This is a genomic window from Nocardia gamkensis NBRC 108242 (assembly GCF_001612985.1).
In the GTDB taxonomy this organism is placed as follows: domain Bacteria; phylum Actinomycetota; class Actinomycetes; order Mycobacteriales; family Mycobacteriaceae; genus Nocardia; species Nocardia gamkensis.
The window spans coordinates 97,943-110,168 of sequence record NZ_BDBM01000007.1; the positions used below are offsets into that span (position 1 = coordinate 97,943).

Consider the following 12,226-nt stretch of genomic DNA (forward strand, 5'->3'; position numbering starts at 1 on the left):
GGCTGGGTGGGATCGTCCGCCATCATCCAGTCAGCTCGTCGGTTGTGCCCCACCTACTCCGGCCCGAGCAGCCAGTCCTGAGTCTGTATGGCTTCCGTCCAGTCCGTTTGAATGATGGACCCGTCAGGGAACATTGGAATCTCGCGCTGGCGAGCTGACGAGAGCAGCTCTGAGACGCGCTCACCGAAGCCGGCCGGATCATTCGCGGGAATCTCTCTGGCAAGGTCAGTCACTCCTCTCAGGAGGCCGAGCTGCACGCGGAAGCCCCCGAAGCTGACCGTCTCGAACGGACCTTCAACCGACGTGTCCTGGAGGCGGTCGCCAGCATCGAGAGCATTAATGAACGGCTGGTAGTAGGCGTGGAGGTAGCGGTCCCATGTCACGTGGTCGAGCCGGATGGCGTCTTCAGCTGGCTCGTCGGGGTCGAAAGCATCGACCACCAGTTGCTGCCCGGCGGGGAAGGAGGCGACGCAGCCCAGTGCGAGCCACGGCGGGCCAGATTCGATCGACAACACGGAACGCTTCTGATCGCGGAGCTTCTCGGGAAGCGTGCGTTCCATGGCGCGCGAACGCCCCTTGGCCTCGGCTACCACCCACCCAGAGGGGGCTCGGCCAAACAGATCCGCGCGCTTACGGCCGGTCCCGAAGACGATGCCGTACGTCGATGCGTAGCGGTCGATATGCAGCAGATGACTGACACCAAGCACCTGGCGGCAGAAGATCGCTGTCATTGCCGTACCGAGGGCATAGGAGAGGCCGACAAGTTCGGATCGGTCAAGCTCGTGCGCCAGCCGCGAACGGGTGAGTGCACCATAGGGCCGACGACGAATGTAGGCCGGGATGAGTGACGTGCGGTACAGCCATTCCCAGGTCGACGCGCTGCCATAGCGGTAGCGGTCACCGGGGGCACGCCCTGTAGCAAACAGTGCATGGGCCAACTCCTCGGTCCGGAAGCTCAACTGACCGTGCGGAACCACTGAGGTTGGGAACGCGTAGGCGTTGTAGTTCACCTCGAATGACGGTGAAAGCGGAATACCTACCATGATGCCTGTGTCTTTCCTCTGCTCGCTGCCCACTGGCGTCGCCCCGTTCGGCGCCGCCCAAGTGGGCAGCCCAACATCCCAGCGGAGTGCGGCAGACATTCCTTTGTCGATACGGTCAGCCGAAGCCGGGCGTCTCGATCTCGAACTCATCCGGGTACAGTCTGAGCGCACTCGGTGGCCGGTCTTCGGGGATGTGAAGCAGCGGATAGTCCGAGGAGCGGTGCTGCTGCGGTCGGTAGGTTCCTTCGAACACGACCATCACTGAGCCGCCCACCCCATTTTGGTTTCGTTTCGAGTTCGCGTAGCGCCCCGCGTTGAGCAGTCCGCGGATATCCCGCCCATCGTTTCCGACGGTGATGGTGCCATCGTGGAACAGTTGGACGAAGGTGCCGTTGTCGGCGCAGACGGTGGCCGCCACTGTGCGGCCGAGTGCGGGATCGGTCGGCACGTCGATATCGGGGCGCTGCGGCTTTGGACGTGGCACCTTCAGGCGTTCACCGATCTCGATGTGGACACTCTCACCCAGAGCGGTCTGGCGCTCCCTGCCACTAACAGTCCAAAGGTGCGCCGTTGAACGGACTTTGACGCGTCCATCGTAGAACAGGGATATACGGTCGCCGTTGCTGTTGCCAACCACATGCTTGTCGTTATTGGATGCCACTCATACCTCGCGGGGCAAATGTTGGTGAATGATCGTGCGCGCTGACCTGTGGCGTATCGTCGACTACCGCCACCTCACGCCTCATCGGTACTGTCGGCGGCTGGCGCGAACTGGTGGGGGCCGGGCCATTCCTGGCAGATCAGCCTGGTCAGTTCGGCCGAACGCTTCACAATATCGGCGTCGGTCCACGCGGCAGGGTGGTCATCGATGAGCTCTTTGTTGAGGACAAGCAGGCTGAACTTGCTCAGCAGCGAGCGCTTGCCCTTGCCGGCCTCGCGCCCGGTGGGAGCGATGAGTTGCGTCTCGCTGTCAGTCCAGGGGCGATGCGAAAGGGAGCCGTTGAGCTTCTGCGTGACCAGGGTGAGGTTGCCGAGTGTGTTGACGAGGCGGTCTCGCTCGCGGGCGGCCTCGCCGGTCAGGGGCGGCTGCTGATCCCAGTGCTGCTGCCATTTCTGGGGCATGACGTGCTCGATCTGCAGCGGGCTACTGAGGCTGACGGATTCGTGGCGTTCGACCCGGAGCCGCTGCTCGATCGCTTCGAGGACAACCCGAATTCGACTCTGTCGAATTGTCTTGTAGATGCGGAGTGTCGGCAGATACTCCTGCAGCTCATCGTCACTCGGCCACAGTCGCGTCTCTGCAGTCTGCACACTGAGGTAGCCGAACAGTGCGGTGCCAACTTTCTCCGGAGCAATGCCGTCGAGGATCGCTAGGGCCGAGACCATGAACCGATTGACGTCCTTCGTGGTGTAGCGCAGCAGCGTTCGGCGGATCACCCAACTCTCCAACGCATCCAACGCCAGCTCGACCTGTTCGTCGGGGACCTGGTGATTCTCGGAGATGATCGACATCAGTAGCGGAGTCGTGGCCGCAAGCTCGAACTCTTGGATCACTCGCCGGTAGAAGCGTCCCGCTGCAGTGTCGGGCGGACATTCGGCCAGCATGCGGTAGGTCTCCGCGTCACGGATCAGTTCGCTGAGCAGTGCCTCGGCCGATTCGATGGTTGTCATGTGATCGCTGGCGTACTGGGTGAAGGCCCTGAATGTTTCATCGACCAGGATCTCGTCGCGTGTGCGCATCGTCAGCCAGTACTGCAGAAATGCGTCGATACGTGAGCGCAGGTGACGTCCTTGGGGTACTTCATCGCGCCACCAGTCGTCGTCGAAGTCGCTCCAGAACCGGTCCGGCCAGCTATCGATGTCGGCGCGCAGCCGTTCGCCCTGCTGGAAGACCCAGTTCTTGACCAGATCGGCCTTGAGCAAAGGTGTGCCGCGGTCGTTGAGCGTTTCGAAGATCAGCTGGTCGTCGTCATGCCCGGACAAGTTGATCGCCACGACGAGCAGGCGCGATTGCAGCACATCGGTGAGTGCCTCAACCCGCTGCTTCTCGGTTCCAACCGGTTCTGGCTCGCCTTCCTCATGCTCACCGGAAATCCAGGCGCGGATCTCGGTGCTGAAAAACTGATGCGCCTCAGTAATGCGGTGGTCGGGGTACTGGCTGCCGTTGGTCCCGGCAAGGGCGGCGGCGAACGCCTCGCGGTCCGAGCGGGAGGGTCGGAGCTTGAACTGGTCGGGTTTGCCTCGAAACCGATTGGCCGCATTGACGGTCAGCTCTTTAAGGGCCTCGCCCTGGTCGGCGTAGCCGAGATCGGTGAAGGCTTTCTGCGCGGTATCGAGGAGCAGCTGCAGGGTGGTCGTGCGCTGCTGGCCATCGATGACAGCGTGCCGCGTGACGTCCCCAAGAATTGCCGATCTGGACTTGTAGACGATGGCGCCGAGGAAGTGTCCGCCGATCTCCTTCAACGTGTCCTGGTCGCCGTTCGCCCCTACCACCCGCTCTGCGACGCGCCTGACGTCTTGCCATAGGGGAGCCCACTGGTCCTCCTCCGACCAGACATACGGTCGCTGGAAGACCGGGATCTCGTAGTGCACAGCACCGTCGAACAACGCTCGCGGCGCCAGCGCATCGGCTTTCATCAGGCGATCTCCCTCGACTCAATGAACCCCCAAGCAAGCATGCCTAGCTTAGGGACGGCGCACGGATTGCGCTGCGCGATGGCAGACTTCAGTAGTGGAGCACCATCGTTGTCAGAGACGAGCGATCGTCGTCTTGTACGTCATGGGACACCTTCACGACAGGCGAGCAACCCGGCAGTGTGTCCATGACTGCTCGATCGTTGTAGTACTGGGAGATCTAGGCATCGATGCCGTCGAACGTGTGCCGTCAACTGCAGGCTGCGGTGTCGTCTTTGACCTCCGCAGTTCGTGGACGCACTATATCCATACCGCCGCGAGAATTGGTCGCTAGACCCCGCTCTCAGCCCGGGATCTTTTCCGACAGCTGCGCCTCATATCTAAAGATCCGTCGAGTCCCTCGCAGATCATTTCGAATATCATCGGCAAGAATCGACTGAGCGCTGGGTGTCCGTCGATGGCCCTGGCGATTGATTCGCTACGGCGAGCCGAGATTTCGCGAATGGTTCGACAGTAGTCGAATCTTGCAGCGTTGCGACGCCTTCAGATGTGGCGCTTTATATGACCATTTCGCTGACCGGAAAGTAGCATTGACCGGTCTCACTGGCGTGGCGCTTCTTTCTGGTGAGCATGTCATCGAGCCGTATGCGTCCCTCAAGGACGCACATGAGATCCGTCCCATCCATGGTGAGGAACGGTGTGCTTTTGTTGTACTCTTGGACTGCGTCCTTCGTGAATCCGGTAACACTGACGAGAAGGCCCAATGTAATCCGGAGCCTCCGTTCCACTTTCTTGGCGAAGGCATCTGCCTGCTCGCGGCTGACCTTTTCTTTCCGCCACCTGGCTTCGACAATGTAGTCGTCGCTGTCGTGGGTGAATGCGCCGTCAATCTGTTCGGTGTCAAGTTCATAGGCGACGCTCGGGTTGAGGTCGAAGAGGCTGAATAGCTGGTACAAGAAGCCTTCGAACGCTTTTCCGCGCGAGTGGGGATTGTCGGTACTATGCATCGCAATGAAGTGTTGTTTCATCTGCTCAAGTGTCTGATCAAACTTCTTTTGCGAGGCGAGCTGTTGCTCGAACACGGCTTGCTGAGCCGCAAGCCGTTCGCGCTCACTGAGCAACATTTCAAACAGTTCGGTATGCCGCTTCATTTCGGCAACGGCTCTGCGCGCCGTAGCGATTCGCGTTGCGGAGTCCTCTAAGTCCTCAAGGTCGAAGAAGCGTGTCATATTGGCCACTTCCATCATTAGATGGATCGTTGCGTCCTGATACGTTGCCTCCTGAGTCAACAGTCGGCCGATCAGTACATCGACGATCTTGTACTTGGTCCACTCCTTGAAGTCAAGCCCCACAAGTACGTTCGGGTGCTCGCGGAACGCCGCCTTAAGGAAGGGCTTCAGCGTGCGTTCCTTGTACCAGAAGACGACGGGCAATGCCTTCTGCAGCGCCTGGTACGCCTGAGCCGAGATCCGTTTGCGCGGAGAAGTCGCGGGCACCTTCCATGGACCTTTCAATCCTGAGAGTCATTGTCGTCGCGCCGCCACGCGCCCCGACCGACCATACTCCCTCGATCGGCGGAAGCCCGTCGCTTCCCCGTCCTTCCGCTGCGGTGAGCTCCAACGGATTGCAGGTGTGCGTTCCGGGCGGCTGGACTATCCTCGACGCGGTCGCGTTCCGAGGGTGGAAGGTTGGAGCGTGATGTCCCATCGGCGTCGGGGGTGGCCTAATGAGCGTTTCGCAGTCTGTGATTCCGCCAGTTCGCACGCCGCCATACGTGCTGGCGGTCACCGGCGTCGGCATGCTGTGTGGGGTTCTCGCTGTCGTCCTTGCCGTGGTGGATGGCGAGGGGGTGTATCGCGGTCGCGTTCATGACCATCATTCCGGCGGCGGCCACGTATCGGGCGCTGGTTGCGGGACCCGGTACCTGGGCGAAGGTCGTCGAGAGTATCGCGGTCCTGTTTGGGGTGTGGCTGATGTGGCGGCAGCCCGACGTTGGGCTGATTCTGGCGGTCGTCTTCTTGTTGTTTCCTGTGCTGGCCGGTGAGACATACCGGCGCCTTCGGCGTCTGCGGGAGGCGCGGCTGCGTTGGCTCACCCTGACCGCGGCAGCAGCGGACGAGGGCGGGCGGATTCTTTGGGTCGAGCACGCGAGTCCGCGTGGGCAGCAGACGCAGGTGCTCCTGCTTGACCCTGCGACGGAACTAGAGACGGCCCCGCGATCATTGTGGGGTCAGTGGCCGTCAGGCATCTACGTGTGTGTCAGCGACGGCCGGCGTGTGCTGGCGGCGGCCCTGCCTGGCGATCCGGCTGCTGTGGACAAACTCGCGAAATATGTAGTACAGCAAGGCTATCCGAGCCGTTGTTGAGGTGACAGGTCGGTATCTGACGGTATCGTGGGCCTGTTCGTCTGAATGCAATTCGCACTGTGCGCGGGGATCGGAAGGCGCATCAACACGAGGGAGGGTGTCATGGCCTATTCGGCCGAGATCAACCGACGGCGGCCAGCATTGCTCATGCTGCTGATCGACCAGTCATACTCGATGGAAGAAGCATGGGCGGGGACTGGTGCGTCGAAAGCGCAGGCTCTGGCCGAGGCGGTGAACACGACCCTGAACAACGCCATTGCGCTCTGCAGCAAGGGCACCGAACGAATCTATGACTACTTCGAGGTATGCGCGCTCGGTTACGGCGTCGACGTCCGTCTTCAGCTCCCTGGCGCAGCTGCTCACCGCCCGATCCTGACAATCGGCGAACTCGGCCGGGGGCCGAAGCGTGTCGAATCGAGGGTGGGGCAAACCGTTGACCACACCGGTCGGCCGGTTCAGGTGGAGAAACCGTTCCCCGTCTGGATCGAGCCGGTGGCAGGAGGAATGACGCCGATGACGGGAGCCTTCCGCGCCGCCGAGCCTATCGTGGCAGCGTGGTGCGCTGACCATCCGTCGAGCTATCCGCCGTTGGTCGTCAACATCACCGATGGCGAGAGCACCGACGGTGATCCGACCGTCGCAGCAAAACGGATCGCGGCGATCGGGACCGATGATGGCGCTTCGCTGATCTTCAACGTCCACTTGTCAGGCGCCGAGCAGCGGTCGTTCTCGTACCCCAGCACCAGCGCGGCGCTCCCTGATTACAACGCTGACATGCTGTTTGGTATGTCCAGCCCGCTGCCGCCTGCGATGTTTGAAGCTGCTCGGGGCACCGGTGTGCAGCTCGAAACGGGTGCCCGCGGATTTCTGTACAACGCCGACGCAACCAGTGTGTTCAACTTCTTGGATCTGGGGACGCGGGCGGTGACGCCGACCGGCCTGAAAGAACTGACCAGCGGCATCCGGGCCATCGAGAGCTGAGCCTGTCCGTGGACCAGGTGCAGGTCCGTTGGAGGAGCGTGCCGAAGCCGGGCGAGACCGACACGGACAATGAAGACCGCTGCGATCACCTCGGCGGCCGGATCGCGATGGCTGACGGTGCATCACGCACCGCCCGGCCCGACATCTGGGCTGAACTTCTGGTGTCATCGTTTGTCCGCGATGGCAACGACCCGCTCGATCCGGTGTGTCTGGCAGCACTGCGAACACAGTGGCTCGCGGCCGTTTCGGATGACGACCTGCCCTGGTACGCCACGGCCAAGATCGCGGAAGGAGGGGCCGCGACCTTCCTGGCCGTCGAAACTGACATTGCTCATCGTCGCTACCACGCTCGCGGCATTGGCGACACCTGTCTGCTGCATGTGCGTGGTGGCGATGTCCTGATCGCCGGCCCGCTGCATCGAGTTGAGGACTTCGGTCGTCGTCCGGCACTTGTCTCCACCGTCCCCGCGCGGGACACGTTTATCGACCACGTGTGGGAACACCGGGCCAGTTGCGAAGACGGCGACGCGCTGATCCTTGCCACGGACGCGGCAGCGGCGTATCTCCTGGGCGCAGGGGCGGAGGTTCGGCAGGAACTGGTTCAGACTGACTTGCTGACTGACACCAGCGAATTCGCTGACTGGGTCGACTACGCACGATCGGTCGGCGGGATGGCACCTGACGACACGACCGTCTGCGTGGTGATGCTATGAGTCTCCCGAGCCTTCTCGAATACCAACAAGCCGTCCTTCATCCCCAATATGCGTTTCCCCGTGACCCTGAGCTGCAAAGCGGCCAGCCAGCGCTAACTCCCATGAAAATCGCGGCAGTCGCGTCTGGCGGCTTCGCTGCCACCTTCCGCATCGACAACACCGCTGGTGGCCAGAGCTACGCCGTGCGCTGCTTCCACAAACTTGGCACCGACGACGCGCTCGCCCAGCGTTACGAGCAGATCGCTCGATTTGTCGCCCGCAACCCGCAACTCGACTTCATGGTGAATGTGCACTACGACCCACAGGGAATCGTGGTGGCAGGCAACCCGTTTCCGACGGTACGAATGCCGTGGATCACGGGCGATCCCCTCGGCGACTGGGTCGACGACCACTTCGACGAACCCGACAAACTCAACGATGTTCGTCGGGCGCTGGCCAACGCGCTCACGGAGCTGCACGCCCTCGGCGTCGCACACGGCGACCTCCAACACGGCAACATCATGGTCGGCGCCGACCAGTCGATCACGTTGATCGATTACGACGGCATGTACCTGCCAGAGCTCGCTCCCTTCGGAGCGGCCGAACGCGGACACCCGAATTACCAACACCCCGATCGCGGCGATACCACCTACGACGAAGAGATCGACGCCTTCTCCGCCTACGTCATCGACCTGTCCCTCGACGCCATCAGCCGCGACCCGGACCTGTATGACCGCTTCGGCGGAGGCGGACAGAACCTGCTGTTCAGTGCACCCGACTTCGCCGATCCCGACAAGTCCGAGGTCTTCGCCGCACTGCTGGCAGGCCCCCTGGCCACGCGAACTCAGCGGCTCAAGAGCGCATCCACTACGGAATACAAACACGTCGTGCGCGCTCTACGCGGGGAACCAACACCGCCGCGGGCTGCCAAAGTTCACGTCCGGGCAGGGCTGGATGTACTGCTTGCCAACAACGCCGCCGCACTACGTCGACGGCAAGGCGATCAGGTCACCGTTGTCGGCACGGTCGTGCGCGCCTATGTGACACAGGACTGGCGCGGCAACCCGATCGCCTTTCTCAACTTCGGCGACTACAAGAACGGCGACTTCACGATCGTTGTCTTCGGCGCTGTTGTCACCGAACTGCAGCGGCGCCACGGTGGAAAAACCTTGCCCAAACTCCGCAACGCGCGGGTTGCTTTGATCGAACTCGTCACACTCTACGAAAACGACTACAGCACAACCAATCTCACGCCGCAAATGGTGCTCTCGCGAGCCAATCAGCTCCAGGTCCTCGACGACGCAACCTACCGCGCACTCGTCGCAAAGGCATCGGCGTCGCCCCGTAGCCAGGCGCCCAAACAGCCCTCAACCCCCAAAGCGCAGACGGCGACAGATCCATCCAGCCCACCGCCAAAACGGACGGTTCCAACAGGCGCCGGTAGTACGACCAGCGACTTGCTGAGCACCATGATGGCCCGCCACCCAGCGCCCGCGCCGCCGCCAACTGCCCCACCACCAAAGCCCGAACCGACGTACACCCCAAAGCCTCCGCGCCCGCCGTCGCCGGTCCCGGCCGCTGATGTGCCACGGACTGTTCATATACAACAGCCACGTCCTGCAACCTGGTCATCGGGAACACCGCAGTACGGCTATAGCGCTCAGCCGCACGCGGTATACGTACAGCGGTCCCGGCAGCTGCGCCCGCGATCACGAGTGCGTACCGGTAGCAAAGTGGTACTGGCGTTTCTCGCAGTCGTGCTCGGTCTCGCTGTGCTGAGCTCGATGGCGAAAGACCGGCAGGAACCGCAACCGGCCTCGGCTCCGCAACCGGTACGGTTCCAGTCGAAAAGCACGAACCTGTCATGCGTGGTGACCTTCGAAGCGCCGGCGACCGTTCGGTGCGACGCCGACAAGATCCTCTACCAGCCGCCGCCCGCGCCACCGGACTGCAACCAGCCGAGATTCGGGCACTCGATCATGCTCTCCGCTGGTGGAGGAGCACATTTCCCGTGTGTGTCGGACTCGCTAATCGACCACACCCTCCCCGTTCTGGAGTACGGCACCTCGCGATCCTATGGGCCGTTCACCTGCGACAGCGACCGCTATCGAGGCATAACCTGCCGTGACAGGACGACGGGTTGGGGTTTCCGGATCGAACGCGACTCCTTCGAGCTCTATTGACAGCACGCTACTGGCGAGATCACGGCCACCCTGCCACCATGGCCGTCGGCCAGACAGTACGATTTCGACAAGTGAGCGGAGGTGACGGCTTAGGATTTCGTCGCACCGCACCACCTATCGTCATCGAGAGCTGCTCCAGGGCCATTCTTGATCAGTCGCGAGCGCTAGTCCTTGACTGAAGTAGCTTCGGATAGAGGCGTTCGAAGGCTGCGGGTGGAGTGGGAATATGCTCGCTCAGCATTCGTAGCCGGCAGCGCCCCGTCGAGCGTTACAAGGTGGCTCGACGGAGGCGCGTGGTGCCGCCGACCTGTGTGCATCACGTGCTTTCATTACGACACACAAAGCGTCTTCAGTAAAATAGTCCAGACCCTGCCGGTATTCCGGCCTTCTCCAGATGTCGCGTGTCGTTGTGCCTGATCAGCACCCATCGCCATTGCTGAGGATTTCTCGTTCGTGGGCGGCGCTCCCATTCGGTAATTGCGGTGTAGTCGACTTCGGCGCTGGCATAGGTGAGAGTGGGTGGTATTCGTTGGAAGTGTTGAGCTGCAGCCAGGATCGTCTCCCTATGGCAGGCGAGTACGACGGTTGCACCCGGGTGCTGGGTAGTCAATATGTCGAGTTTGCGGCCGACGCGCTGGGCCGCTGCAGGCCAGGAGTCGGCTCCTGCGGCAATCGGATAGTCGGGGGACAGAGCCAGTGGGTGCGTTGGGTCCGCAATGATTTCGTGTCGTCGTTGACCTTCGGCGGTCCCGTGCTCGTTGTAAGGAAATTCCGGTCGCACTGGCACCCCGAGTTGGTGCGCGATCGGTTCAGCGGTTTGTACAGCTCGTCGCACTCCAGTTGAGTACACCGCGATGGCGCCGAGGCGGTGTCGTTCAGCTGCGAGATATTCAGCGACAGCCACGGCTTGGCTGTGGCCGCGGTCGGTGAGGCCGAGGCATGCTCGGTGACCAGCGATCACGCCATCGACGTTGCTGAAGCTTTCACCGTGTCGGACGAGGATCAGACGCAAACCGCGAGCTCGTATCGTTTGGCGTGGTTGCGGAGCAGTCTCGGAAGCAGAGCAACGTGGATCTGCCGGGGACGGAGGGGGCATTGAGCTGTACTTCCTCGGATTAGGTTCAAGGGTGTGTACTAGTTGGGTGAGCGACTCGATGGTGCGGTGTGCGCAACTGTGGTCAGCGTCACGAGTGTTCGATGGCCGCCGGGCCGGCCCATGCGATGGCTTGGGCTGGTGGCGTTCGGTGCAGTCGCTAACCGCTGCTGTCAGCGGGCGAACGATCTCAACAGTCCAGACATGACGAAGCTCCAGACCTGGGCAGCCGTGATGGCCCCGCCTTTCGGTCGGTTGACCGTCACGGCTTAGGCCACGCTTGACTTAGGAGGCAGGCTCTAGGAGCAGGTGGGTGACCATTCGAACCGTTGCGTGCAAAGAAGTGGTCTTGTCTGGGTTGGCAAGATCGTGATACGTAGCTGCGATGGTCGGGTCGTGCTTCGCTATGGCGGCGCTGTCCGCCTCCCAGCGATCCCAGGCAGCTCCGCCGGTAGCAGCAAACGGCACTACGGGAATGCCGAGCTGGTCGGCCAACTGAAGTTCATAGGCTGTTCCAGCGTCACCGGCAAAGGCGATGGCGATATCGGATCGGCTGAGGATGCTCAAACGGGCTTCGTTGAGACTGCCGGGAAGGCACTCGGTCCGCCCGAGGTAACGGTAGATGGGCTGGCGCCTGCGAGATCCGGTGCGGCGGAAGAGAGTGTAGCGCTCGGGCGTGTAGGTATTCATGATTTTTGACTCGGCCGCCATGGCATATCCGGTCAAGAGCCCCGCCTTGGATGCCATCGACCAGACATTGACCGGTACAGGCTGTTGTGCCAGGGTAGCACCCAACGTGGTCGCGACTGGATCTAACGATGAACCGCGGTAGTAGCCGGCAAGGAAAATGTTGGGTACCCGTCCCGTGCGGAGGATGACTGGGGATGTGCCGCGATCAGCTGGTACATGCGTGGCGCCTTTCGCGTTGCGCGCATGATAGCTGGCTACGAGGCCAGCAGTGATTTCGCGAACGACCCGACGGCGGCGGTCGTAATACTGGTTCTTGGTGAAGGTTCTTTTATTGCAGAAAGCTTTAAGGCGTTCCTCGATGTACTTTCCGTGCAGGTCAGGGTGTGCAGCAAGCGCGATCTGCGCGATCCCCTTGTCCATGGGGTCATTGAGTGCTGCGATCTGCTTGTGGATGCCGTTGACGATCCAGCTGGCTAGGGCGGTGCATGTGGGTAGGTCATCAGGGGCGGGTGCTCCAGTCAGGGCGGACATGACCTCCTCTCCA

The 12,226-nt window shown here is 61.9% G+C and carries 10 protein-coding genes; 4 read left to right on the forward strand and 6 right to left on the reverse strand.

What is annotated here, in order from left to right:
* Positions 1–53: 53 nt before the first annotated feature.
* The 4 genes from NG1_RS08165 to NG1_RS08180 form a co-directional block, all read right to left on the reverse strand.
* Positions 54–1,142 carry a hypothetical protein gene (locus tag NG1_RS08165; RefSeq protein ID WP_157113917.1) on the reverse strand — a complete coding sequence of 363 codons (1,089 nt, stop codon included), beginning with the start codon at positions 1,140–1,142 and terminating at the stop codon, positions 54–56.
* A gap of 16 nt (positions 1,143–1,158) precedes the next feature.
* Positions 1,159–1,704 (reverse strand): hypothetical protein, encoded by a 546-nt coding sequence (locus tag NG1_RS36480; RefSeq protein WP_157113918.1) that lies wholly within the window; start codon positions 1,702–1,704, stop codon positions 1,159–1,161.
* A gap of 74 nt (positions 1,705–1,778) precedes the next feature.
* Positions 1,779–3,680, reverse strand: a complete 1,902-nt coding sequence (locus tag NG1_RS08175) for a DUF262 domain-containing protein (protein ID WP_062969442.1) — start codon at positions 3,678–3,680, stop codon at positions 1,779–1,781.
* Positions 3,681–4,234: 554 nt separating this feature from the next.
* The gene (locus NG1_RS08180) at positions 4,235–5,173 is read right to left on the reverse strand and encodes a restriction endonuclease (protein WP_062969443.1); all 939 of its coding nucleotides are present in this window, start codon (positions 5,171–5,173) and stop codon (positions 4,235–4,237) included.
* A 372-nt stretch (positions 5,174–5,545) separates the two neighbouring features.
* Between NG1_RS08180 and NG1_RS08185 the strand changes: the two genes are divergently transcribed.
* From NG1_RS08185 to NG1_RS36485, 4 genes are all read left to right on the forward strand, one after another.
* Complete coding sequence (locus NG1_RS08185) at positions 5,546–6,043, forward strand: hypothetical protein (protein WP_157113919.1); 498 nt, start codon at positions 5,546–5,548, stop codon at positions 6,041–6,043.
* A 102-nt stretch (positions 6,044–6,145) separates the two neighbouring features.
* Positions 6,146–7,024, forward strand: coding sequence for a hypothetical protein (locus tag NG1_RS08190; RefSeq protein ID WP_062969594.1), 879 nt, complete (start codon positions 6,146–6,148; stop codon positions 7,022–7,024).
* An 8-nt stretch (positions 7,025–7,032) separates the two neighbouring features.
* The gene (locus tag NG1_RS08195) at positions 7,033–7,737 is read left to right on the forward strand and encodes a hypothetical protein (RefSeq protein WP_062969445.1); all 705 of its coding nucleotides are present in this window, start codon (positions 7,033–7,035) and stop codon (positions 7,735–7,737) included.
* Entirely contained in the window at positions 7,734–9,899 is a 2,166-nt protein-coding gene (locus tag NG1_RS36485) for a serine/threonine-protein kinase (protein ID WP_157113920.1), read from the forward strand. The genes NG1_RS08195 and NG1_RS36485 overlap by 4 nt, the downstream gene beginning before the upstream one ends.
* Positions 9,900–10,248: 349 nt before the next feature.
* Here the strand turns inward: NG1_RS36485 and NG1_RS38960 are convergent, their stop codons facing one another.
* Together NG1_RS38960 and NG1_RS36490 are read right to left on the reverse strand one after the other, a co-directional pair.
* Positions 10,249–10,995, reverse strand: coding sequence for a histidine phosphatase family protein (locus NG1_RS38960; protein ID WP_084498777.1), 747 nt, complete (start codon positions 10,993–10,995; stop codon positions 10,249–10,251).
* A 282-nt stretch (positions 10,996–11,277) separates the two neighbouring features.
* Entirely contained in the window at positions 11,278–12,213 is a 936-nt protein-coding gene (locus NG1_RS36490) for a hypothetical protein (RefSeq protein WP_157113921.1), read from the reverse strand.
* Positions 12,214–12,226 lie beyond the last annotated feature (13 nt).